This is a genomic window from Leptospira koniambonensis, from assembly GCF_004769555.1.
GTDB lineage: Bacteria > Spirochaetota > Leptospiria > Leptospirales > Leptospiraceae > Leptospira_B > Leptospira_B koniambonensis.
The window spans coordinates 251,877-276,741 of record NZ_RQFY01000007.1; the positions used below are offsets into that span (position 1 = coordinate 251,877).

Genomic DNA, 24,865 nt, shown 5'->3' on the forward strand with positions numbered 1-24,865 from the left:
GATGAAATCATTTCACCCCTATTCTAGGATGAAATGAAAATTCATATTCGAATTACAAGCTTACTATTCTGCCTATTTGCCACAGGTAATCTGCTCGCACAAGAACCAGTGGCCCCAAAAGAGATACGATCAGATACGAATCTCTCTGGAACCGCGGCGCCCCAATCCAAAATCCAGGCCCTTCTATCCGAACTATTGACCAGAAGTTCCATCACAGGTCTTGCCGGAGAAAACGGAGGCCAACATATTTTCGAATCCGGCACAAAGTTCCCGAATCTTTCCGGGTTAAAAGCGGGATCCAGGATCACCTATAACAGAGAATTCGAATACGGCGGGATCGGCTTAAAACATTGGTGGGAAACTTGGGAGATCAACCTAGAATATAGGACAACTTTCAAGAACCAAAGAACAGGAGAGGGCAGAGACGAAGACTTTTTTCTTGGTAATATAAGCAGGGAGAAGGGGACAAAGATCGATTTCGCGAACACAAGTTTTTACGATACACCTTATACATTCACAGGCACCCAAAACTTTGCGGATGGAAGAGGAAAACTTAAAATGAAAGACGATAGGATCGGTTTCCTTGCCAGAAAATATTTCGGCGGCTCAAATCCTGATCCAAGAAAACCAGGCTCAGGCATTTATCTTACAGGCGGCGCCTACTATACCTATTATAAATATTATCTATATGATGTGATGCAATGGATCGCGACCTCACCAGTAACGTATGGTCCAATCGGAATTGGGCTCAGCTATTCTATCTCTACTTGGGAAGTTCCATTCGGATTTGGTTATAGATATTCCAACGGGACATGGATGTTAGAAGCAAGTCTTTCCGGAAATGTTTGGTATTCACATTTCAGAGATTATCATTACCAAAGAAATCTAAACTTCATTGGAGATTCTTCTGGCTTCGGAGTAGAAACAAATTTGGGAGCGGGGTATGTCCTACCCTCTTGGCTATTTTTCCTAAAATTAACGGAGCATAGATTGTACGGAGAAGGAAGTTTTGCTACCCAAGGTGGCCTGAGCAGAGAAGACGTTCTTTCAAATTATTCAGGAAGATACAGAAATTATCTGAGTACAAAACAGTATTCCATCGAATTCCAAGTGAGCCATTTTTTATGAAAAATAAACTTTTACTAATCAACTTAGGCGGACCCAGAAACGCCGAAGAAATCCCAAAATTTCTAAAAGACCTATTCGAAGATCCATTGGTATTCGATCTTCCTCTTCCTGAATTTCTTAGGATCAGACTTGCTAGAAAAATTGCAGAGACAAGGGCTAAAAAAGTAGAAGAGACTTACGCCTCCATGGGATTCGGAGGAGGCTCCCCTCTTGTCGCGCAAACCGAAAAACAGGCAGAAGGTTTAAAAAAACTTTTAGAAGAGTCAGGAGAAAAATGGGAAGTCAAGACAGCGATGTGCTGCGGATATCCGGACATCAGAGAACTACCTTCTGAGTGGACGGATCCGAATAAAGGAGTTGTACTTCTTCCATTATTCCCTCATTTTTCCAGATCAACAGTTCTTTCCACAGCAATGCTAATGGAAAAACAATTAGGATACTGCCCTGCTTCCAATCCGCATTGGGTGAGACCATTCTCAGACAGAAAAGAATATTTAGAGTCCATCCGAGACTTGATCTTAGATTTTTTCCAAGGCAAACTTTCCGAAAAAGATTTTTTACATATCAAACAAGAGCCAATCCCAGATTGGCAGAACCTGGATATAGTATTCAGTGCGCATGGAATCCCGCTTCGCCTAATCAAAAAAGGCGACGTATATACAAAAGAGATCGAAGAAAATGTAAAAGCTCTCACTACTCTTTTAAGAGAAAAAGGTTATAAAGGACAAATACATCTGTCTTATCAGAGCAGGGTAGGGCCAAGCAAATGGACCATTCCTAACACTCTTGATAAGATCCAAGAGTTGGGACAAAAAGGAACCGAAAGGATCGCAGTGTATCCGATCAGTTTTATCAGCGATCATTTAGAAACCTTAGAGGAGATCGGAGTCCAGATTAGAGACCATGCTCTTCAAAATGGGATCTCGGAGTATTACAGAATTCCAGCTCCAGGAACATATCCAGCATTCTTAGAAGCATTGGCAAAATTTGTATTTGAGGCAAAACATTCTGCACAGAACGGTAGAACCTTAAGCTGTATCTGCAAGGCTTCAGGCGGCTGGGACCCGAAAAAGGAAAAAATATCCTGTGATTGTGCATAAAATTAATATTGACATTTGCACAGAAATCGTGCAAATTTAAAATATTATGAAAAATGTCACATTCAGGATAGATGAAAACCTGATCCAAAAAGCCAGAGCAAAAGCGATCGATTTAAATAAATCGCTGAATGAACTTTTTGTAGAGTGGCTTACCACATTCTCGAACGATAATCGCGAATCCTTGGATTACAAAAAATATATTAGCAAATACTCTCATATCAAGATCAAAGAGAAATATTCCAGAGATCAGATGAATGAGCGATAGGATATTCTTAGATACGAATATCCTACTGTATCAATTCGGCGAAGATAACGAAAAACGATCACAAGCAATTGATATCATAGCTCGAGCCGTAAAAACTGACAACTACGTCATCAGCTACCAAGTGATCCAAGAATTTTCGAACGTTGCATTGAGTGAAAAGAAAAAATACTTTTCCGTTCCAGAATTGAAAAGTTATCTACAAGATATTCTAATCCCACTTTGCAAATTCTATCCTTCTGCTGATTTTTATCTAGAAGGTTTGAGAATTAAGAACAAATATAAATACGGCTTTTATGATAGCCTTATTCTGGCCGCAGCCAAAAGACTAGGATGTACACAGATCTATTCGGAAGATCTGCAAACTGGTCAAAAATTGGAAGGACTGCAGATTATAAATCCTTTCAAAGTCGGATCTAAAAAGAAATAATACCTTTTATCTTTCTCAAGTACCGCTTGTAGGAACTCCAATAAGGCAACCAAAAGAGCCCAAATTTTCTCCAAATGCCTGTCCAATTTTTCAAAACTCAATTGATCTATAGTTAAAATCATCTTCTATAGGAGACAAATATGGACGAATATTTAATCTTAATGCGATTGGATCTGATCACAAAGGATGCACAACCTTCGCCAGAACAAATGCAAGTGTATATGAAAATGTACCAGGACTGGGTGGGAGGAATTGCCGCTCAAAACAAATTTGTGGGCGGGACAGGACTATCGACCGAAGGTAAGGTCATCAAATCAGGGCAGATCATCACTGACGGACCATTTGCAGAAACAAAAGAATCCATAGCAGGTTTTATCACAATCAAGGCAAAAAATTTTGAAGAAGCGACCAATATCGCCAAAGAATGCCCTATCCTAAATGGCCCTGGAAATAGTGTAGAAGTGAGAAAAATTGTAGGTGTAGACAAATAACGTTAACCGACACATTTATCTGATTCAAATTTTATGCAAAGTCCGGAGATATTACCTCATTTATTCAGGAATGAATATACTAAAATTGTCTCTGTTCTTTGCAAACATATAGGTTTCGAAAGGATAGATATTGCAGAAGAGATCGCAAGTGAGACTTTTCTAACCGCAACTGAAACCTGGGGAATTAAAGGAAATCCTGAAAACCCAATAGCCTGGCTTTATACAGTGGCAAAGAATAAGGCTAAAAATTACCTTCAAAGAAATTCAGTTTTTAAAAATAAAATCCTTCCTGAACTCACTAAATCTCAATTTGAGCTATTCGACACTGAAATTGATCTTTCTCCAGAGAATATATACGATAGCCAACTCAGAATGATGTTCGCAGTTTGCCATCCTTCTATTTCACCTGAGGCACAGGTTGGACTTTCACTTAGGGTTTTATGTGGGTTCGGGATAGAAGAGATAGCCGATGCCTTCTTAACGAATAAAGAAACGATCAATAAGAGACTATTTAGAGCAAAAGAAAAATTAAGAGAAGAAAAGATCAACATCCAACTTCCAGTGTCGGAAGAATTAGAAGATCGATTGGATTCGGTTCTCTCCACGATCTATTTATTATTTAACGAAGGATATCATTCTATCAGCCAGAACAAAACTTTACGTAAAGATCTTTGTTTAGAAGCAATCCGTCTCTGCAGCATGCTTGCAGAAAACCAGATCACCGATAAACCTCAAGTATATGCACTTCTGTCATTAATGTGCTTTCATACTTCTAGATTTGAAGCAAGACAGGATGAAAATGGGGAACAGATCCTTTACCAAGACCAAAACACAAATCTTTGGAATTTCGATCTGATTGCTAAGGGTGAAATTTTTTTGACCAAGGCAGCAACTGGGACCAAACTCACAAAATATCATTTAGAAGCAGGAATTGCATACTGGCATACCCAAAAGGAAGACACAAAAGAAAAATGGGAAAATATTTTGCAGTTATACAACCGTCTACTTCAATTACAATATTCACCAATCGCCGCTTTGAATAGAACATACGCTCTTTCTAAGGCAAATGGAAAAGAAGAAGCAATCATCGAAGCAGCAAAATTAGATCTGAAAGAAAATCATTTTTACTTTGCTCTTTTAGGAGAATTGTATTTAGATATAGATAATTCAAAGTCAGAGGAAAATTTTCGCAAAGCATATTCACTTGCAAAAACTTCTCAGGCCAAGATCAGTATCCAAAAAAAGATCGATCAATTCTCAAAGTAAACAAATGCTTAATACAAAGAAAACAAAACATATCAGCGTAACTATCCCTGTTGCACAAAAGACCGCTTACGAATATCTTTCCGACCCTAAAAATTTTCCGGAATGGGCATCCGGTTTATGCAAATCCATTTCTCCCCTAAAAAACGGAGAGTGGTCCATCGATTCTCCCATGGGCAAACTAACAGCAAAATTCACAGATAAAAACCAATACGGGATCTTGGATCATTATGTAATATTCAGTCCTGAAAATATTTCTTATAATCCTCTTAGGATCATTGAGAATGGAGACGGGAGTGAACTAATTTTTACATTATTCCAAACAGAAGGAATGACTTCCGAAAAATTTGAAGAGGATTCCAACTGGATCAAAAAAGATCTGGAAGAACTTAAAGGAATTTTAATAAAGAAATTTGTCAGCTGATCATGCCGAAAGATCCGGATTATATAAAGAGAAGGCCCGTTCCAGGATGGATTTTAGACCGATCCCATTCCTGAAATTCCCTTCTACCTTGATCTCTGGAGGTAAAACTCTATCCAGGTCCCGGTTGAATGCATGAAGCTGTGGCCCATACACTGGTAGTGCATCCTTCCAAACAGTTACATAGTGGTTTAAAGGAACTCCGCTTTCAGAGAACAGTTTTTTACGATCTTCTTCTACTACTGAGATGATCTCTTCTTCCGTTTTGGAGGAAATTTCTCTGTCTCCTGCGCCGCCCATAATAAAAGTTTCTGAATGGATCCCGTCTGAGGTCCGACCAGAGAATATAAAATCGTTAAACAAGATCCCTCTGGATCTAATTCCTAATTCAGAAGAAAAACTTTTATGATCCTTAGGGAATAATACTCCGAATCCTTTTTTTCCATCCAAGATAGAATCTTTTCCGAAACGGGTCACACTTACTATAGGCAAAGTTTCCAACATCCCTTGGTAGGATTTAAATTCTTTAAATTCTGATTTCAGAAGTTTTAATGCAGTTCCGAGATTTGTAGCGATCGTGATCTTGGACTTAGGATAACTAGCTCTCAATTCCTTTAAGTTAGAAATGTCCTGGTTATATTTGATCTTCCCCTGAGAAGATACTCTTGCTTCTAATGCGCCAAGTAAACTGCTTAAGCCGCCTCTAAAACTTACAGTTCCTCTTCTGCCAGGAAGAAGTTTCGGTTTTCCTTTTCTGGATTCTCTAAGAAGAAGAATGTTCTTCCAAAGAGGAGCTTGCTCAGGTAAAAATTTTCCGAGAACAAGTTCCGCGGACATTGCATCCAGATCACCCGCATATATTCCGCCTAATGCAGGTTCCAGAACTTTATTCATTACATTTTCTCCCAATACTCTTTTTCCCCATTGATGAATAGATTCACCCGGGAGAGGTTGGGCAGGCACAGTTAATGCAGAGAACGCAAAAGAGATTATTTCGAAAACGGAAAGAGGCATTCTTCTCATTTTTCCGCCTGAGAATATATAACGTTTTTTAGATGTAGGGTTGGAGAGAAGGATATCTAACCCTAAACGAGAGGCGAGGCTTTCTAACTCCCAACAATTTAAGATCCCGTTGGCCGCCCTTTCTACGATCCCGTATTCCGTTCTCACGGAACGGATCAGTCCTCCGGAACTTTCTTTTTTTTCAAGTATTAATACGGACTCACCTTTCTCTAAAGAAAGGAATGCATGCAGAAGTCCAGTAAAACCTGCGCCAATTACTATATGATCCGGAACCCATTTCGCCACGGATACAAAGTAATGGGATGGAAACTATTGGCAATTAAATCCTAGATTTTCTTTTAAAAGGAAGAAAAGTTTTTATCAAGATCAGAAATCGAATCTGTAGCCCATTGTATATTTGGTTTCCATTCCGGAGAAACTTCCTCCACCAGAAAATCCGCCTCCCGTTCCAATACTGGAAGGCATTGCGGATATTACCATACCTCTACTTTGGCCATCTGAAAACTGAACTACTGATTTGACAGAATTTGCAAAAATATAAGAATCGATCAGGTTTATAATATAAATACCACCTAACACAAATAAGGTGCCTTGGTATTCTTTAAAGTTTTTATCAGCTTCTTCTCTTTTTATTTGGACCTGACTGGATTGATTCGCCAAATAAGCATCGATAGGAGATAAAGAAGGAGTAGCAGCAGCTTGGGCTTGGCCAAGTGCAGCAAGTGTAAGACTTTCTTTTGTATATGGATTTCCCAGATCTCCGTATTCTTTTACGGAAGTCCTATAAACTCTGAACTTATCATAGGCAATAAATGCAACTGCAGCAAATAGAGTAGGGTAGAGAAGTGATTGGAACTTTCTGTCGGTATAATATTGTCCCCAACCTGGAACGGCCGCGGATCTCCAGAGCGCATTTAAAGGACGTTTTGCTTCTTGTTTACGAAGTTCTTCCAAGCGACGGGCTTCTTCTTCCGCTGCTGCTTGTTTTTTTAGGTCTTCTTCTTTTTGTTTATCTTCTTCCAGTTGTCTCTGTGCTGCTTCTTTATCTTCTAATTCTTTTTTGTCCGCAGCGAGTTTGTCCTCTTCTTCTTTACGGATCTTTTCCTCTTCGTCATCATTTATGTCTTGGAAAAGGATTTTAAGGATCAGGTCCTTATCTACTTTACGTTTTCCTGATTCTGTTTGAAGAAGAACAGAATGTTGGTTCTGAGTTATAATATCTCCTTTTACTTTTCCACCTTCTCTCAATAGAATGGTGACAGGAAAAATTCCCACAGGAGCAAAAACGATCAGCAAGATCGGAATTATTTTTTTTAAACGCAAAGATGACATTTCAAAACTAAAAAGTGTTACGCCACTAAAGTCCCCAAAGTATTGGACGAAAAGAAATTAATTTCCAAATGAGTCCTTTCTAAAGGAAGAAACAGCTATTGGACCCGAATATTTCAGAAAGAGAGTCAAATAGACTGAGAAAATACCTTGGTTTCAGGACTTTTTCTTCTCAAACGCATATCCAAACCAGTACATGCATTCCTTAAGAAAGGTTTTCCTTGGTCTGTTAAAACAAGGGTTTTTCCTTTCCACTCTATTAAATTATCGTCTTCCATACTGGCCAAATAGAGGCGAACCTCTTCAAAAATCGGATCCGGGACCTCTACTTTTCCCAAAGTAGAAAGTTTTAGAATGAGTTCTCTTTGGACCAAATCTTCTGAATTTAATTTATGTCCCCTGAGTATTGCCTGCCCATTTTCCGAAATTCTTCTTTGGTATTTTTTCAGGATCTTTTCGTTCTGATAAAAACAATCCCAACTATCCGAAATTGCAGACACTCCTAAACCTAAAAGTAGGTCAGTGGACTTGGTGGTATAACCCATAAAATTTCTGTGGAGATTTCCGTTTTGGTAAGCGGTGTATAAGGAATCAGACTCTAAAGCAAAATGGTCCATTCCAATTTCTTTATATCCTGCGCTTAAGAAAAGCTCTCTACCGATCTCATAGAGTTCTCTTTTCTCTTCTCCCTTAGGAAGGTCGTCTTCTGTGAATAATCTTTGTGCTGCTTTAATCCAAGGTACATGAGCGTAACTATAGAATGCGATACGATCGGGCCTAAGTTCCAAAGTTTTTCGGATAGTTTCCTTCATACTTTCTTTGGTTTGTTTAGGAAGCCCGTAGATCAGATCGAAATTTACAGAATGATATCCTAATTTTCGAGAACCCTCGGTGATTGCCGCAGTTAATTCATAAGGCTGGATACGATTCACTAATCTTTGCACTTCTGGATCGAAGTCCTGGACTCCCAAGCTAATTCTTGTAAATCCGTATTTTGCAAGTACCTCAAGTTGAGAAAGTCGAGTCCTTCTTGGATCCACTTCCAAAGAAAATTCTGGAGAATCAGCGACATTCCAAGAATCTAAAATTGGCTTTAATAAACTTTCCAAATTGGATTCGGAAAGATAAGTAGGAGATCCACCACCTAAATGTAATTCTCTAAGCTCACGTTTAGCAAGTTCAGGAAGTTCTTCTTGGTATTTTCTGAATTCTTGCAGAACCGTTTCTACATAAGGATCCTCTACAGAATGGTTTTTAGTGATAGAAGTATTACATCCACAGAAAGAACAAAGAGTCTCACAAAATGGAATATGAATGTATAATGCTAGAGAAGAATCGTCAGGAACCAACCTTCTGCGAAGCGCATCTATCCATTCTTCTCTAGTTGGATTATCTTCCCAATAAGGTACTGTAGGATAACTAGTATACCTAGGCGCCGGAACATCGTATTTTCGAATTAGATCAGATTTGGAACTCATACGAATGCCTCACGTATCGTACTTACGAAAGTTCTAATATTCGCTTCGGGAGTTTTTGGCAGGACTCCATGTCCTAAACCACAGACCCATCCCGCTCTTTTTTCTAGGGCCAGATCTAAAAACGGCCTGATCCAACGACTTAAATATTTCTTAAATTCTCCAGGCTCCATGAATAATAATGCCTGGTCAAAATTCCCCTGAACAAAATGGGAACCGTTCCCTAAGAAGCCAACGATATCAGTCCTATGATCCATCCCAAAACCAGTCAGACCCGAAACTTCTCTTAGAGATTGTAAAGAACTCGGTGCAAGATTTTTAGCATAATAACCAATTTTACCTGGAAATGTTTCTACTAAAACTTTGATGGTAGGCAAGATCGCCTCTTGAAAGAATACAGGAGAAGCATCTCCAGCCGCAGTATCAAAGATCATTACGATCTCGGCGCCACCTTCTAATTGTAGGCGTATGTTTTCTTTTAATAAAGCAAGGATCTTCTCGTAAAAACCTTCTCTTAGCTCTGCAGAAACTTTAGGAAGTATTAGATTTCCATCATGTTTCCCTTGTGTAGCATAACAGAATAAGGTCCAAGGTCCTCCCACAAATCCTATCAGGGATTTATCTTTAGAGATCCTTTTTCTGGTGCGAATGACTGCATCCTTTTGGAATCCCATAAATTCTACTGCTTGTTCCAAAGGATAAAACTTATTCAGATCTTCTACTGTAGAAAGATGCCAACCAAGTTTTGGACCTTCATCTCCGAAACGTAGGCCCATTCCGAATGCTTCTAAAGGAAAAAGAATATCCGAGAATAAAATTGCAGTATCAAAATCAAAATCATCTACGGGACCAAAAGCAACTTCTGCAGCAAGTTCTGGGACCTTACATAGTTCTTCGAAAGAATGTTTTTTTCTTAAATTTTGGTAATGCCAATGATAACGGCCTGCCTGGCGCATCATCCAGATAGGAGGAGTAGCCTGAGGTTCTAATTTAAGTGCTGCTTGGAATCTAGTATTAGACATTTTTTAAGTCTCCGATCCATTGGTAGCCGACTCCTCTCACGGAACGGATCGCATCTTCGCCTTTATCTCCGAAGGCTTGGCGTAATCTAACAATGGAATTATCTATAGTTCTATTTGTAGGGAATTTTTCCTCTCCCCAAAGGCGATCTAGGATCTCATCTCGGCTGACTGTTCTTCCCCTTTCTTCTACCAAAAAGTTTAAGAGAGCACAGTCTCTTTTGGAAAGATGGATCTCTTCTTTGGATGGTGTAAGAATACAATATCCGTAAAAATCCAGAAGGTAACCTTCGTAAGAATATTTAGCCTGTTTTATGGAATGTTTATGAGATTCTAATACGTGTTTTACCCTAATCAGCAATTCCTTTAAATGAAATGGCTTAGGTATAAATTCTTCTGCGCCTAGTTCGAATCCTCTCAAACGTTCAGGCGCTCCTGAATGTGCAGTTAAAAATAAAAATGGAGGGCAATCTTTTCTGGATTTTAATTCTTCAGCAAGTTCGAAGCCATCTCCATCAGGTAAACGAACATCTAAAAGTATAAGATCAGGTTTGGAATCTGCAGCTAAAACTTTTGCAGACTGAGCAGAAACGGTCCAGACCATTTCGTATCCTTCTTTTTCCAAACGTTCTTTTAAAGTTTCACCTAAAGAGCGGTCATCTTCTACTAATAGTAATTTCGCTTTCATATACTTCTCCTTTGAGAAGAATAAGAGGGGAGAGTAAGCTCTGCCAAAAATCCTCCTGACTCAGAATTTTGAACGGAGAAGTTCCCACCCATTCTTCCGGCCAATTTTTCAGCGATATACAATCCAACTCCAGTACCACTGGTACTCGTATGTCTTAAAAACAATCTTCCTAATAATTTAAAATCGCCCGAAAAACCTTTTCCGTTGTCTTCGAATCTGAATTTAATCTTATCTCCGGAAATTGGCTCAGAAAGAATTTTTACCTTAGTGGCGCCTCCATGCTGCACAGAGTTCTCCAAAAGATTTCTAAAAATACTTTCGAGTGCTCTTCTATCTGCTAACACTTTGGTTTCTTTCCATTCTGTTTGGATATCCAACTCGGACCATTCTTCTCTTAGACTTTCTCCCCAGTGTCGGAGGTCCAACTCTTCTAAATATAATCCTTCGGATCTCATGAGACTTGCCAGGTACAATGCCTTGTTCATCTGAGATTCTATACGATCTGAGTCCTTGAGTAATCTATGAAGAAGTCTGTCTTTACCTGCATCCACACCTTCTTCCAACAGACTTTCTGCCTGTAGTCTAAGACTCGCTAAAGGTGTTTTCATTTCGTGAGTTACTGTAGAGAAAAAATCGTGAATGAGTTTGTTTCGCTTTTCTTCTCTAAAAGTAAGCCAGATCAAGGTGGCCCCACCGCTCACTAGTAAAAATAGAAAGAAGGTCCCCTCCATCTTGATCATGGAACTTTGCCTTTCTAATTTTTCTAAAAAATCAATATCGATCTGAGATCCGAGGCGAGAGGCAAGTTCAGTCGCCATTCTATTCTGTCTTAATCCCAAAAAAAGCCACCAGACCCCGAGTGAGACCGTGGTCACAACCCAGATTACCGGCAAAACAATCTTTTTGGAATCGAAGACCTTCATACTTTCAATTTTTTTAATGCGGAGTCCGCTTTCTCCAATGTTTCAGAAAGTATTTTATCAGAATGAGCATAGCTCAAAAAACCAACTTCATAGCCGGAAGGAGCTAAATAAATTCCTTCTGCGAGAAGTGCATGGAATACTTTTGCAAAACCCTCTTTATGACCGACTGGGATCTTATCCACAGTACGAATCGGAGAGGAGGACTTTTTATGGAACCAAAACAAAGAAGAGTGTACACTGGAATCCCAATCTCCCTCTGGATCCCTTTCCCTTAAAATAGAAACCATCCCGGAAACAAAAGATTTGGTGCGATTTTCTAAAACGTTCCACACATTATCTTTTTCACATTTTTGGACGGTAGCAAGACCGGCCCTCATTCCAAAAGGACTAGCACTTAATGTTCCTGCTTGGTATACAGGTCCTTGAGGAGCGACGAGATCCAATAGTTCAGCTTTTCCCGCATAAGCTCCCACTGGAAATCCACCGCCTATGATCTTTCCGTAAGTAACAAGATCAGGAGCGATCCCTAATTCTCCGCTCATTCCGGTTAGTCCTACACGAAATCCGCTAATCACTTCATCAAAGAGCACAAGAGTTCCGTGTTTTCTCGCAATCTCAACGATCTTAGATAAAAATTCTTTTCTTTGTATTAATAAACCGTAATTTGCAGGCAAAGGTTCTATCACCAAGGCAGCGATATTTTTGCCTTCTTTAGCAAAAAGCTCTTCGACTGCTTTTTCATCGTCCAAAGGAAGAACCAAAGTATTCTTGATCAACTCTGAACCAATTCCAGCGCTATCAGAAGAAGATTCTCCAGCAAGTCCTGAGCCTGCTTTTACAAGCAGCGCATCTAAATGGCCATGATAACATCCGTCAAATTTTAGGATCTTATCTCTTCCTGTTGCAGCACGAGCCACACGTAACGCGCTCATCACGGCCTCAGTTCCGCTATTCACGAATCTGATTTTTTCTACCCAAGGAATTTTGGACACAATCCATTCTGCAAGTTCTAATGAATAAGGTTCTGCAGCTCCGAAACTCCAGGCAAGTTCTGCAGTTTCAGAAACAATTTTTTGGACATCTTCGTCCCTATGGCCCAAGATCAAAGGGCCAAAACTTAAACAATAATCTATATATTCTTTTCCGGAAACATCCGTAAGTTTAGCACCTTTTCCAGATTGGAAGAATATAGGATCTCCTCCTACGGAACGAAAGGATCTAACGGGAGAATGTACCCCGCCCGGCGCTACTTTTTTTGCTCTTTCAAAAAGTTCCTTAGAACTTGGAAACATCAGCCTAAAATCTCCTTTCCTCTTCTTGCTGCGTATGTAATCAGATAAGATGCACCTGCTCTGGAAAACACTTGCCATGTTTCCTTAAGAGCATCTTCAAATTTGCAAAATCCGTTTTCTGCAAGCATTGCGAGAGATGCATATTCTCCGCTCACTTGGTAAGCACCCACAGGCAATCCAGTTTGTTCTTTGATCGGTAAGATAAGATCGATAGAAGTCATACCAGGTTTGACCATCAGAAGATCTGCGCCTTCTTCCGTGTCCCTGATAGAAGAAAGAATAGAATCTTCTCTATTTCTAACATCTATTTGGTAAGAAGAACGGTCTCCATGACCAGGAGCAGATTCTGCTGCTTCTCTGAATGGACCATAAAAATGGCTCTTAAATTTTGTAGAATAACTCATGATCGGAACATGCTGAAAACCATTAGAATCCAGAATACTTCTGTGACTTCTAATTCTGCCATCCATCATATCAGAAGGGGAGATACCATCCGCACCTGACTCTGCATAACAAAGAGCAAGCTCAGAAAGTCTTTTGACAGAAGATACATTGTCTATTCTACCTTTCGGATCCAAAAGTCCACAATGACCATGAGTGGTCAAAGAACAAAGACATGTATCCACCCAGAGAAAAGCCTCCGGGAATTTAGATTTAATATTACCAATTACATTTTTATAAAATGATTTCGGAATAGAATCATCCGACTTTTTCTCGGGAACCAAAAATAGTAGAAAATGTTCTACGCCATTCTTCAGATCAGATTCCACTTGAGACAGAATAGATTCTTGGCTGTCGCGAAATACTCCAGGCAAAGACGACATTTTTTCTGGAGACTTTAAACTTTCAGTTACGAATAAAGGCTGAACCAGTTTTTTAGGATTCAAACTTTCCGAAGACACCAAATTTCTGAGCGGAGTATTGAGACGATTTCTTCTCAGGCCCAACAAACTCTCGGAACTCATATAGTACCTCTTGTTGTAAGAAAATCCGGAGTCTCACCTTTACAGGCTCTTTCCCAGGACTCAAAATTAGGGAATGCAAAAATTTTCGCAGAATCACCTAATATTTTTCTAATATATTTATACGTGGCTCCGGTTCCGCAAGAATGAATGCGAGATCCTATTTCCGGATTTTTTTTGTAGGCTCTATTAAATTGAGAAGCACTCATCCAGAAAAAGTGGGAATACCCTGAAAGATCAGGTTGTTCTGAATCAAAATCCACTTTATAAGTTACAAACCTTCTCCATACACCTTCAATGATATCGCTTTCTTCATGAGTGAGTTTGATGAAGTCAGGATTGGACTCACAAAAACTAACGATTTCTTTTGCGTCTTCTTCGCCCAAACCATCCGTGGAACCGTTTACCCAAACATCTCTGGATGCTAATTTCTCCCAGGTTTTTGCACCTGCTACTATATAAATCGTATCAGGTCCTGGCAATTCCCAGTCCTTAGGCAAAGAATCTGCGCGAGAAACGAACCAAAACTTTTCTTTTGGGACAGAGGCTTGTATAGGAGAACGTTTCATTCTAAAACCCTGTCTTGGTTTCGGAAACACAAGATCCAAGGAAGAAGGAACCGGTAATTCTTCTCCATTCCAACGATCAAAAGCATCCAACTCAGAACCTGAATCCGTTTTGCCTCGAACGAACAGAAAATCCGCAGGACCCCCTAAGATAACAGAAACTCCGATCTTTTGGTGGCAACCTCCGCCGAAATAAGAGAGAATTTTTCTCTCTTCCAGAACTGCTGCTTCTTCTTTTGGATTTGAAAGCGGAAGTAAAAGTTTTTTAGTCTTCTCGTCACCTTTTCGAATTTCTGCAGCGAGCGCACCTTGTGCAGGAGCATTCGGATTTTTAGATAAAGGCAGAACCATAAATAGTTCATTCGAGATCGCAGATCTAATTTCTTTTCTAACTTCAGAATACTCCTCGTTAGAAGAAAAAGAAAAGTTCTCTGCAAGAAGTCGATCTATCGCAGCTTTTGCTACTACAATCCCCGAAATTTCCGGATCAGACTTCCATTTACGGAGCCTAGTCTGCACATTCCCTCTTACAGGATGAAAACTGATCGGTAAATTTTGGAGGCGAGAGGGGAGTGCATTCGGAAGAAATGCAGAAAGATTATATTCTCTTCTTGGGCTAGAAGAATGGATCTTAATTTCTTTAGGAGGATTCTCGTAAGAAGATTTTTTAAAAAGTAAAACATCTCTTTGGTCTGCGCGAGGAAGCACCATAATAATTTCTGTGCCTTCATGACCTTCTAAATCCAAATCTTTGAAGGAATGAACGACTACATCCACATTTCCTTGGACAAGTTCTTTGGTTAGGTCTTGGGTGAATACACCTCTAGTTCCCATTTTCCAAAGTGGGGTAGTTAGATCTTGGTCACCACTCGCTTCCTTGAAAAAAAGTTGGAGCTCCAACTCAGGATACAATTTATACAATTGATCTTGTACGAGGCAGGTCTGTAATTTTGCGAGGGAACTTTTTCGGGAACCGATTCTTAAAACGTCGGACAAGGTAGGTCATCCCAACCGAATACAAATTGATGAGCTTCCAGTTCTCTTTCTTCCAAAAGCTCGTCTAAAACGGATTTTAATTCTTCCTTTACTTTTCTAGTTCTTTCTTCTGTTTCTTTCAAGGAAGAAAGCATCTGGGTAAAGGAAATATATACGATATCTGAGGGCCAAGATTCTTCCAAAGGTTCTTCTCTAAAATCTAAAACCAGATTTCCTGGAACCAATTTATCCATCCAAGCGGAGCAGTCCATAGGTGCAGCGATGACCCAAGCTTCTCCATTCGGAGACCAGTCTTCCATCATATGAGAAGAAGAACCGGAAACAGAAGATAAAAATTCCAAACGATTCGAATTACGTCCTACGATCTTAGTATTTCTATTAGAATGAGAAAGCCAAGGAAGGATTTTTTCCGCAAGCTGGCCTGTTCCAAAAAGTACGATCTCCTTAGGAGGAGTTGCAGCTTCAGATAAATATTTATCCGCCAAACCTCCGTAAGATTGTTCTCCTAAATTTTGCAAATACCCTGAGCGAAGAGTTCTGCAATCTTCAATCAAATTGTCCCTAAGTTTTGCCAAATAATCTCCGAAAGCAAGATCAGGTAATTCTTGGAATCTTTGTCTGAACTGCGCGAGAACTTCGGTCTCTCCAAATAATTTAGATTTTAAACCGGAGATAATTTCTAGAAGAAGTCTATATGCTTCATAACCGGATTTACTTTCCCAATGAGCAGGAAGATTTTCCGGATGAGGATGGATCCTGGAATCTGAAACAAGAACAGTGCGCATACAAGTCTTCCAAGAAAACGCATCAGGCAGAGCTAGTAAATCCCTGTCGGAAGATTCAGAGTGAAAAACTTGTAATGTGGACCACATCTATCTTCGATCATACCTAATTCAGGGCCTTATTTGTCAAAATACTGTCAGAGAGATCCGAAAAATATTCCTCTTGCATGCGTTGAGAACGAATTTCAAAATGACCTTATGGTTTGGGACATAGGCTTCCAAGATAAAATTGTTTATCTCGTAGTGGGCTCTACAGCCGTTTATTTGAGCTTTCCGGTCGTTTCGTCCATTAGAAGTTTATTTAGTAAAACTCAAAAAGCGGAGACAAGTTTCGGCTGTTACGAAGTCGCCTGCTCCTCCTGCGATGTAAAGATTGATAAAAATCAAAAAGTCTTATCTAAACGAAAGCACTGATAATTCCAAAAGAGTCATCGCGATCCCATCTTCATTATTCGAATATTTAGTAATATAAGAAGCGCCTTCTTTCAAAACAGGTACTGCATTTTTCATCGCAAATCCATATCCGGAAGAAAAAAGCATTTCCCTATCATTCAATTCGTCTCCGAAAGAAATCACTCCGGCCTTGTCCAGACCTGAAATTTTTAAATATGACTGGATTGCAGTCCACTTGGAGACTCCTTTCTCCAAAACTTCCAAACAGTAAGAAACTCCTGGAATTTTAGTAATTACAGTTCTGTATTCAGAAGACTCAGGCAAGGACAGAAGTTCCTTTTCTAATTCGATCAATTCTTCCTTTATTAAGGAAAGATAACATACTACAAGCGCACGATCAGAAGAATGATCCAGAAGATCGCCAACCAACTTGGTCCTCGCAATATCTCCGCCTGAATAATTATGATATTTTTCATCCGTGATCGGAGACTCGATTAAAATATCGATTCCTTCTTCAAAGCGGTCCACATGTAAAAGGGGAGAGTGGCCCTTCTTCTTTCCCAAAGATAAAACCGCAAATGTCGCTTTTTCAGAAATATACGTTTCCGAAATTCTTTCTCCATTGGGAGAGTTTCGGAGCACCTGCCCATTATTGGCCACCACAGTTACATTTCCTCGGAACTCCTGAGCATATGGAAGAGCAGAAGAGAACCTTCTTCCCGTAGCGATAATCAACCCAATTCCTTGGTCCAACGCGGATTGCAAAACATAATGATTCAAACTAGAAATAGAAGCCCTCGAATCCAGAAGTGTTCCATCCAGATCCATAGCAATCGTATGAAAGGGGAGAAGCCCGTCCAATTTTGGAAATTTATAGTCCGTCCCAATACTTAGGTTATCGATAAGTATCTGGTCTCGGGCTTCAAGAGCCTGGACCCTTTGGTCCGGGCTCTTATGTGAATTCGAAATGATATCCAAGTGCGCCTGCGATTCTTTTCCAATAGACCTAAGGGCAGGTGTTCCTTCCACCTCCTTTTTTCGTTTCCAAAAGAATCAGAACTGATTGCCTGGAAGAATGGAACTCAGTCTGGCATATTCTCCCTGTCCAAACGACACATTCATCTTCTATCATCTCATCTCCGCAAAAACCAAGGCGCCATTTTCGATAAAAGAAGAATTATACGATGTAGAACAACTGAACCAATTCGCGAACCAAGGAAAATTCCAGGCCACGAAAATTTCATTCGCAGCTCTATTCCATGTCGCAGACAAATATTCTCTTTTGGACAGCGGATCCGCACTTGGTAGGAACTGCGGCCCAATCATCGTAAAAAAAGCAGGCTCCTCTGTAGGAACTCCTATTGGAAAAAAAATTTTAGTCCCAGGACTTTGGACCACTGCCAACTTACTTACACATCTATACTTAAAAGGGGATTTCACACCAGTTCCCACACGCTATGACCTCATCTTGGACAAAGTAAAAAATGGAGAAGCTGACTTCGGGATTGTAATCCACGAAGAAAGATTCACTTACGAAAAAAGAGGACTCGCCAAAGTAGAAGATTTAGGAGAATGGTGGGAAGGCACAACAGGCGCACATATTCCACTCGGATGTATCGCAATCCGTAGAGATATTCCTTCTCAAACAAAACATGACCTGGATTCGGCGATTAAGGAAAGTCTAGCTCTCGCTTATCAAAACAGAGAAAGTATGTACGATTATATTTTAAAACATTCTCAAACGACGACAAGAGAAGTGGCGGATGCACATATAGATCTGTACGTGAATGAATTTTCTAAAAGTTTAGGAAAAGAAGGAGAAAGGGCAATCCGCTTATTACAGCAAAAAGCCCTCGAGACAGGATTACTTCCACGAGAAAAAGAGAAGGACTTATTCCTTTAATTTTTCAGTTCTCTAACTATATCCAAACTCGCAGGAGATTGGTTTAGAGTATAAAGATGAATTCCTGGAGCTCCCATCTTGACCAGTTCACGGCACTGATTCACTGAGAAGTTAACACTTCTTTTATAAAATTCTTCCGGCTGATCTTTTACTTCTTCCAGATCAGAAACTAGTTTTTCAGGAAATTCGCAGGCAGCCATTGCCTTAAATCTTTCTATTTGAGTAAAAGAAGTAATAGGCATAATCCCAGGAATCACAGGCACATTGATCCCTTTTTGACGGATCAGATTTAGGAAAGATTCAAAATTTGAATTTTTAAAAAATAATTGAGAAACTAGATAAGACGCACCCGAATCCACTTTGCGTTTTAGATTATCCACATCGGATTCTAAACTTGCAGCTTCCGGATGTTTTTCAGGATAACAAGCGGCTCCCATACAAAAATCGAAACCTTCCTGTTTTATAAAAGAGATAAGTTCACTTGCGTAGCCAAATCCACCTTCTACTTTTTTGAAAGCTTCTTCTCCCTTAGGAGGATCTCCCCGGAGAGCCATTAAGTTTTCGATCCCAGATTCTCGGATTTGTTTTAATATAACTCTGATCTCGTCTTTATTTCCGCCCACGCAGGTAAAATGTGCCGCCGCAGGAAGTGAAAATTTTTTAGCCAATTCGGAAGTAATACGGATTGTTTTATCCCGAGTAGAACCACCTGCTCCATAAGTCACAGTGATATAACCCGGGGCCACCTTGGATAATTCTTCCACAGCTTCGAATAATTTCGTCTCTCCTTCCGGAGTTTTCGGAGGGAAAAACTCGAAAGAGTACACCGGCGTTTTTGCCGTTTTATAAATTTCTAATATCTTTTTCATTCTAACCTTTCCCCACAAATCGTGGGGAATTTTTCAACTGCAGCAGAGTAGGACTTGGATTGGCCCTCTGCCGTTTCTTTGTAAGCCCAGAGATTTTGCCACAAGCGCACCTGGTTTTAAATTTTCAGGCGCAACTCTGACCGCATGGCCTCCGGTAAGACCAGAACATAATAGATCACCAGGCTGTACAGGATAAGATTGAGCTTCTACATTCGCAAGAACCACTCCCGCAATCGCAACAAGCCATTGTCCTTCTGCCTGGGGCTTATCTCCCAAAACTAATGCTGCAGATTTTACTGCGACACCTACAATATTGGTAGCGTTTGGTTGTCTGGATTTATGAAGTTTACCATCTTCTCCCATTGCAAGAAGATCACCTTCCGCAATCACATCAGAAGATTGAACAGGGAAAAACCTAGCGATACAATCTGTACCTTTTCCTGATTGGAGATATACTGTTCCAAGAAAATCAGAATCTCCTTCCGCCAAGATCGCTTTTCCTGAACCAGTTTCGTTCAGACTCGGGATCCCTTTTCCACTCGCATATAATGCGTGACCGGATCTGGAATGGAACCATCCACCAAATCCTCTTTTGGCCAGACCTAAAATACCTGCAGATTCTTTTTCTCCAGAAGCGCTATCGCCACGAACTCCGAATTTTTCTCCAAAGCCCAAGATCCCGGAGAATCTACCGGAGCCTACAATACCTGCTCCTTTTTCGCTCTCGTTTCTTGCATATGCAAGTCCTGCATTTTCAGGAGGAGGGGAGATATTTGCATAAGGCGCTTCTATAGAACCTTTTAATCTCAAATATCCAGTATGAGAACTGAAATCATGCTCTTTTGGAGCGTAATCATGAGTGTGGGGAAGAGGTTGTCTTGCGTCCGACAATCTAGGATCATCAGAAGAAACAACATGACCAGGGATAGATTTCCCCTTAGGCGCCACAGTTACTATACCTGGATATTCGGTGCTCGCGTTACGTAATCTTTCGTCATCACCTTGGACAACAGCACCTTCTTTTGCTTCACCGGAACGAGCAAGCTTCACAATCCCATAAGACTGAGGAGTAGAAATTTTTAATCTCTTATCATTTCCCTGAACTGCTGCATCCGCAGATTCTTCTCCATTGGAAGCGAATCTTAAAATACCTGTACTTTCTGTAGTAGCATGTCTTAATCTTGGATCATCAGAAGTGACCACTTTTCCAGGACTTGCATCACCAGGAGGAGCCAATTGAACCAAACCAAATTTTTGATTCGTTGCATGTTTTAAACGATCATCATTCCCCTGAACAACAGTGCCTTCTTTGGTTTCACCATTCTCTGCAAGTTCCACAATACCAAAACTTTGGGTAGAAGAAGGCTTTAAACGATCATCATTCCCTTGCACAACTCTATCTGCCCGATTTTCGCCGTTCCCAGCTAAACGAACCAGACCATAAGAAGCCTCGGTAGAATGTTTTAATCTTCTGTCGTTACCTTGGACAACAACACCTTCTTTTTCTTCACCATCGGAAGCAAGTTCTACGATACCTTTATACTCAGTAGAACCATCCCTCAACCTTCTATCATTTGCCTGAACTGCGGCACCTTCAGAAGTTTCTCCGTCAATTGCAAGTCGGACTAAACCAGATCTAAGAACAGTGGCATAGGGAAGTGGCTCTGCAGTAGGCTTATGAGTCAGCTCGCTTAAGTATGGAGCCGCGTATAATTCCACTTCTACGATGCTTGTGGAATATTTTTCTTTGTTTTGGATTTTACGAGGGCGAGAAACGAATTTCAAAAAGCGAATATTCGTAGGTAAAAATCTCCATTGGTACCAAGTTCCCAATTCAGATAAGAATTGGTTCTCTTCCAAAAGTTGATTCCAGGTCAGATCGTCTTCGCTATAATATACAGTAAAAGTTTCCGGAAAAGGTAAGTGACCGTCTTTCGGCGAAAGAACTCTCAACTCATTCACTCTGCTAATAGAGCCAAGATCCATGAGGAAAAATTCTTCCTTAGGCTGATTGGATTCTACGGAAGACCAGCCGTAATCAGGTCTTTCATCAATTAGATTTTCTTTTACCCAAAATCTATCTTTCTCAGAACTCACTTCTAATTTAGTGACCCCTGAGATCCCAACTTCTAAGGCACCTATAGAAACTTTAAATTTGGCTCCTTCTTTTTCAGAAACCTTACTGACCAATTTTAGAAAGTTAGCGCGGACCAAGGAGAAATTCCATTGTCCCACTTTTTTATTCAATCTCCTGAAACCTGTTTCTTGCAGGATCGGCTCCCAAACTTTTCCATCCAAAGAAATTTCGAATTTAAAAGAGTCAGGGAAGAATGTGCCGGATTGTTCCGACTGATGTAATTTGATCTGATTAAAACTAGAGCCTGGATTTAAAACCAAGGTTAAGACCCCAACACCAGGATGGTCCAATTGCTCAGAATAAGAACGAAGTCCTCCTTCTTTAAATTCGAACGTACCTTTGGTCTTAATTTCGTTTACTTTAACTTGTCGAGGATGGCTGATCCGGATGGATTCTTCATTCATAAGAGCTTTAACGTGGTCCTTTTAAACATGTACCCGGTTTTCTTCGGCTTTTGCAGAAAATATAACCAGTATCGAGGGGTGGATTTTGTCTGTGAAGTACTTTGTAATGATCATCCTAAGTGTCTCAGGAAGTGGATCCTTCACTAAAAGTGTCTTACCGTCCGGTTCCACCTGAACCTTCTCCAATACTTCCACGCTACTTCTAGAAAGATTCCCCTTGCACCATTCTAGAAATCCAATCCAAGAAGCTTCTTTTCCTGGAGAATGTCTCAGGTCCTGGGACTGGATAGGGGAGGTATGCTCAAAATTCGGCCGTCTGTTTCCAGACAGGTTTTTGCAAATGCCTCGAATATAATGTAAGTTATCTCCTAGTCCTTGTGCCTTCGCAATTTCCATTGCCTCGGACAAAATTTCATCTCCGTAACGTTCCTTTAAAGAATCTAAACTCAACTCTTTCTTTTCTAAACTAGGTTTTTGGTTTTGGGTATTATGGATGGTTATATTTATATTGTTTGGGTTTCCAGTTCCACCCCCCTCAGGGCTACCCGCCAACACCCCAGGGGTCGATCCTGGCACACCTCCGGGGTTTCCAAAAATAACCCCCTGAGGTGGAATTCTGGAACCGGGGTAATTGAAGCAAAAATAATAAGTGGAGTTCTTATGCCCAGTCCCAGGGACAAATTGAAGAAGACCTGCTCTTACTAGGTCTTTTTTTCCTTCATTAATAGATTTTTTAGTCTTTAGGCCTGTGAGTCGGATCAGACTTTCATTACTAGGCCAGACTGGTTTAAAGGTCTGGTCACTAAATTTAAGCAGGACCAGATAAAGAGTCTTCGCGGCTGGGGATAAAGTGGCCCAAACCCCGGAATCTATTATATCCGAGAGGAATTTTATATATGGAAAATGCTCGCCCATACCTTGGATCCTCTTTTGCCCCGGAGGCAAAAAAATTAATTTTAAGCAAAAAGGTTCGAAGGTAGTTGACATTTATCCGACATAAGGTTACTTATGTCTCATCCAACAACATTCCTTCGGGAAGGTCCGGCCCCTGGTAAGCCAGGGGAGTTTTTTTATCTCAGACCGACGGCAATGTTTCTTCCTCCTCTCTTCCGGGTTGGGAGAAAGTACTACATTTCCGTTTAGAATATTATGTCACATATTGGGGCTTTTTTCTGCTCCGTCAACTCATTCCCGATTTTTTCATGCCGAGTCTCATAAAATCTTTTGCTAAGTACATGTTTGTACTATTTTATTTCGTTTAACAATATGTGTTAATCAATTTTGTTTTTAGATTTCGGATCTTATTTTCCGAATTTTTTGGAAATTTCTTTCTTAATGAACTTATGAAGTTCTGAAAGAAAATCTTCGTCTTCGGTGGAGATGATGACGCTTGTACCTTTTTTTACAATCTTATAAGGGTAGGCAGAAACTACAGGTTTTTCGGATCCAATTTTTGTTTCAATCTGCCTAGGGGAGAATAAGCCGCCTTCTTCCGCTCTGTTAAAAGTTTTTGCGTCTTTTACAGTTTTCAATTCGCCTGAATTGAATTTTTCCAGAAAATCTTTTAGGGTCCCTTTTTTGGCCGCAGATGCTGCTTGTACTAAAAGGTTTTTGGATTCTATTCCTGCATCTTTACAAACCTTCAGGTCTTCTTTAGAGAGAGAAGAAATTCCTAAAAGTTCGGTCATATAACTTCTACTTTTCCCGAATAGATTTCCCAGTTCCAGGTCAGTATAAGAAAAAGAAGTTTTGAGATGGGTCATCGCTTCTATCTCTTCATAAGGAGATAAATTTTCCCTTTGAAGGTTTTCTATGATCGCTAGGCGGAAAGTTTCTTTTGCGTCCTTGTCTAGAATTTTACATTCTACCTCTGGCCATTTGAGAAGGCTAGCCGCATGGAATCTTCTCTCTCCGGCGATGATTGTATAAAATTCTTCATCCGCTTTTTTAGTAACTAGAATAGGCTGAAGAAGTCCGTCCTTGTCCAAACTTTGGGCAAGTTCTTCTACACCTTTTTTCCTCTCTTGTCTAGGCTGACTTTCAGAAGGACGGATCTTATCCAGGCGGATTTTGCGGATCGTGCCTTCTAATTTTTCTGCCTGGAAAACGTCTGCGAGAGAGCCTAGTCTTTTACTTTTTGAGCTCATTCAAAAATTCCTCAATGAAACCTTCGTATTCCTGGGCCTGACGACTGGATTTGTTGTACTCATAGACTGACTTTCTTGCCAGGTGAGATTCTCCAACAGCCACTCCGTCAGAGATGCTATTATCAAAAATTCTGAAATATTTGGTAAGAACAGGAATGATCGTTTTAGTAAGAAGTGTCTGGGGTTTGAGCTGGGTAACTAGCGCTCCCATAATTTCCAAACCAGGGTTGATCCTTTTTTTAATGCTAGTGATTGTTTGCTGGAGTCCCAAAATTCCATCCACGGAAAATTTTTCCGCCTGCAAAGGAATGATCACAAAGTTGGAAGCAACAAGTGCGTTAATAGTAAAAATGGAAAGACTAGGCGGACAATCGATTACACAAAAATCCATTTCTTTTTCCAGGTCCGCAAGAGCGTCTCTCAGAATATAAGGTGCGTCCACAATTGCAGCAATTGTTTCTGCCTCGGCAAGTGTTAGACGGGAAGGGGCGATGTTTAAATTCTCCACTTCTGTCTTAACCATAACTTCTCTGATCTTCGCTTTGGATTGGAAAATATTATGCATGGATTTTTCTAACCCATCTGGATTCAGGAAAATCCCTGTAGAATTTGCCTGAGGATCTATATCGATGAGCAGAGTTTTTTTACCTCTTCTGGCGAGACCCCAGGCTAAATTCAGGGAGGTGGTGGTTTTACCTTCTCCTCCCTTTTGGTTTGCGATGGATACTACAATCATTCTGTTCCCTTGTATCTCAATTGTCGGATGTCCGACATCCCGTCCTTATATCTACCGTACGAAATCGAAAGAATAATGAGAGGAATTTAAACAAAAATAAAAATTAAAAAGTCAACTTCGGGACCG

Annotated in this window: 24 protein-coding genes; 8 read left to right on the forward strand and 16 right to left on the reverse strand. The window is 40.3% G+C overall.

Features of this window, described 5'->3' with window-relative positions; genetic code table 11:
- Nucleotides 1–33 precede the first annotated feature (33 nt).
- The 7 genes from EHQ52_RS16535 (at nt 34) to EHQ52_RS16565 (ending at nt 5,098) form a co-directional block, all read left to right on the forward strand.
- Nucleotides 34–1,128, forward strand: coding sequence for a putative porin (locus tag EHQ52_RS16535; RefSeq protein ID WP_135616279.1), 1,095 nt, complete (start codon nt 34–36; stop codon nt 1,126–1,128).
- Complete coding sequence (gene hemH / locus EHQ52_RS16540; protein WP_135616280.1) at nt 1,125–2,228, forward strand: ferrochelatase; 1,104 nt, start codon at nt 1,125–1,127, stop codon at nt 2,226–2,228. Before EHQ52_RS16535 ends, hemH begins: the two co-directional genes overlap by 4 nt.
- Before the next feature lie 46 nt (nt 2,229–2,274).
- Entirely contained in the window at nt 2,275–2,493 is a 219-nt protein-coding gene (locus tag EHQ52_RS16545; RefSeq protein WP_135616281.1) for an antitoxin, read from the forward strand.
- Nucleotides 2,483–2,920 carry a PIN domain-containing protein gene (locus tag EHQ52_RS16550; protein WP_135616282.1) on the forward strand — a complete coding sequence of 146 codons (438 nt, stop codon included), beginning with the start codon at nt 2,483–2,485 and terminating at the stop codon, nt 2,918–2,920. Before EHQ52_RS16545 ends, EHQ52_RS16550 begins: the two co-directional genes overlap by 11 nt.
- A gap of 140 nt (nt 2,921–3,060) precedes the next feature.
- Nucleotides 3,061–3,411 (forward strand): YciI family protein, encoded by a 351-nt coding sequence (locus EHQ52_RS16555; protein ID WP_135616283.1) that lies wholly within the window; start codon nt 3,061–3,063, stop codon nt 3,409–3,411.
- Between the two features lie 33 nt (nt 3,412–3,444).
- On the forward strand, nt 3,445–4,677 hold the full coding sequence (locus EHQ52_RS16560; protein ID WP_135616284.1) for an RNA polymerase sigma factor: 1,233 nt from the start codon (nt 3,445–3,447) through the stop codon (nt 4,675–4,677).
- 4 nt (nt 4,678–4,681) lie between these two features.
- Nucleotides 4,682–5,098 carry an SRPBCC family protein gene (locus EHQ52_RS16565; protein WP_135616285.1) on the forward strand — a complete coding sequence of 139 codons (417 nt, stop codon included), beginning with the start codon at nt 4,682–4,684 and terminating at the stop codon, nt 5,096–5,098.
- Here EHQ52_RS16565 and hemG read toward each other — a convergent pair whose 3' ends face one another.
- The 11 genes from hemG to EHQ52_RS16625 form a co-directional block, all read right to left on the reverse strand.
- Nucleotides 5,099–6,403, reverse strand: a complete 1,305-nt coding sequence (hemG, locus tag EHQ52_RS16570; protein WP_135616286.1) for a protoporphyrinogen oxidase — start codon at nt 6,401–6,403, stop codon at nt 5,099–5,101.
- A gap of 81 nt (nt 6,404–6,484) precedes the next feature.
- The gene (locus EHQ52_RS16575) at nt 6,485–7,450 is read right to left on the reverse strand and encodes an LA_0442/LA_0875 N-terminal domain-containing protein (RefSeq protein WP_135616287.1); all 966 of its coding nucleotides are present in this window, start codon (nt 7,448–7,450) and stop codon (nt 6,485–6,487) included.
- Between the two features lie 125 nt (nt 7,451–7,575).
- Nucleotides 7,576–8,925, reverse strand: coding sequence for an oxygen-independent coproporphyrinogen III oxidase (gene hemN / locus EHQ52_RS16580; protein WP_135616288.1), 1,350 nt, complete (start codon nt 8,923–8,925; stop codon nt 7,576–7,578).
- The gene (locus EHQ52_RS16585) at nt 8,922–9,944 is read right to left on the reverse strand and encodes a uroporphyrinogen decarboxylase family protein (protein ID WP_135616289.1); all 1,023 of its coding nucleotides are present in this window, start codon (nt 9,942–9,944) and stop codon (nt 8,922–8,924) included. Before EHQ52_RS16585 ends, hemN begins: the two co-directional genes overlap by 4 nt.
- Complete coding sequence (locus EHQ52_RS16590) at nt 9,937–10,629, reverse strand: response regulator transcription factor (protein ID WP_135616290.1); 693 nt, start codon at nt 10,627–10,629, stop codon at nt 9,937–9,939. Before EHQ52_RS16590 ends, EHQ52_RS16585 begins: the two co-directional genes overlap by 8 nt.
- Nucleotides 10,626–11,552, reverse strand: a complete 927-nt coding sequence (locus EHQ52_RS16595) for a sensor histidine kinase (RefSeq protein ID WP_135616291.1) — start codon at nt 11,550–11,552, stop codon at nt 10,626–10,628. The genes EHQ52_RS16590 and EHQ52_RS16595 overlap by 4 nt, the downstream gene beginning before the upstream one ends.
- Entirely contained in the window at nt 11,549–12,844 is a 1,296-nt protein-coding gene (gene hemL / locus EHQ52_RS16600) for a glutamate-1-semialdehyde 2,1-aminomutase (RefSeq protein WP_135616292.1), read from the reverse strand. Before hemL ends, EHQ52_RS16595 begins: the two co-directional genes overlap by 4 nt.
- Nucleotides 12,844–13,809: a porphobilinogen synthase gene (gene hemB, locus EHQ52_RS16605; RefSeq protein WP_135616293.1), complete on the reverse strand. Its 966-nt coding sequence runs from the start codon at nt 13,807–13,809 to the stop codon at nt 12,844–12,846. Before hemB ends, hemL begins: the two co-directional genes overlap by 1 nt.
- A complete protein-coding gene (locus EHQ52_RS16610) occupies nt 13,806–15,368 on the reverse strand; it encodes a hydroxymethylbilane synthase (protein WP_135616294.1) in 1,563 nt (520 codons plus the stop codon). The genes hemB and EHQ52_RS16610 overlap by 4 nt, the downstream gene beginning before the upstream one ends.
- Complete coding sequence (locus EHQ52_RS16615) at nt 15,353–16,240, reverse strand: glutamyl-tRNA reductase (RefSeq protein WP_135616295.1); 888 nt, start codon at nt 16,238–16,240, stop codon at nt 15,353–15,355. The genes EHQ52_RS16610 and EHQ52_RS16615 overlap by 16 nt, the downstream gene beginning before the upstream one ends.
- Nucleotides 16,241–16,543: 303 nt before the next feature.
- Complete coding sequence (locus EHQ52_RS16625; RefSeq protein ID WP_208653527.1) at nt 16,544–17,371, reverse strand: Cof-type HAD-IIB family hydrolase; 828 nt, start codon at nt 17,369–17,371, stop codon at nt 16,544–16,546.
- 247 nt (nt 17,372–17,618) lie between these two features.
- Between EHQ52_RS16625 and EHQ52_RS16630 the strand changes: the two genes are divergently transcribed.
- Nucleotides 17,619–18,446 carry a 1,4-dihydroxy-6-naphtoate synthase gene (locus tag EHQ52_RS16630; protein WP_135616296.1) on the forward strand — a complete coding sequence of 276 codons (828 nt, stop codon included), beginning with the start codon at nt 17,619–17,621 and terminating at the stop codon, nt 18,444–18,446.
- On the opposite strand, the gene metF is transcribed toward EHQ52_RS16630, so the two are convergent.
- The 5 genes from metF to EHQ52_RS16660 all read right to left on the reverse strand — a co-directional run bounded on the left by metF (nt 18,443) and on the right by EHQ52_RS16660 (nt 24,739).
- Nucleotides 18,443–19,315: a methylenetetrahydrofolate reductase [NAD(P)H] gene (gene metF, locus EHQ52_RS16635; protein ID WP_135616297.1), complete on the reverse strand. Its 873-nt coding sequence runs from the start codon at nt 19,313–19,315 to the stop codon at nt 18,443–18,445. The genes EHQ52_RS16630 and metF overlap by 4 nt on opposite strands.
- A 33-nt stretch (nt 19,316–19,348) precedes the next feature.
- Nucleotides 19,349–21,856: a discoidin domain-containing protein gene (locus EHQ52_RS16640; RefSeq protein WP_135616298.1), complete on the reverse strand. Its 2,508-nt coding sequence runs from the start codon at nt 21,854–21,856 to the stop codon at nt 19,349–19,351.
- A gap of 21 nt (nt 21,857–21,877) precedes the next feature.
- Nucleotides 21,878–22,771, reverse strand: coding sequence for a helix-turn-helix domain-containing protein (locus EHQ52_RS16645; protein WP_135616299.1), 894 nt, complete (start codon nt 22,769–22,771; stop codon nt 21,878–21,880).
- A gap of 386 nt (nt 22,772–23,157) precedes the next feature.
- Complete coding sequence (locus EHQ52_RS16655; RefSeq protein WP_135616300.1) at nt 23,158–24,003, reverse strand: ParB/RepB/Spo0J family partition protein; 846 nt, start codon at nt 24,001–24,003, stop codon at nt 23,158–23,160.
- Nucleotides 23,987–24,739, reverse strand: coding sequence for a ParA family protein (locus EHQ52_RS16660; RefSeq protein ID WP_135616301.1), 753 nt, complete (start codon nt 24,737–24,739; stop codon nt 23,987–23,989). Before EHQ52_RS16660 ends, EHQ52_RS16655 begins: the two co-directional genes overlap by 17 nt.
- Between the last annotated feature and the right edge of the window lie 126 nt (nt 24,740–24,865).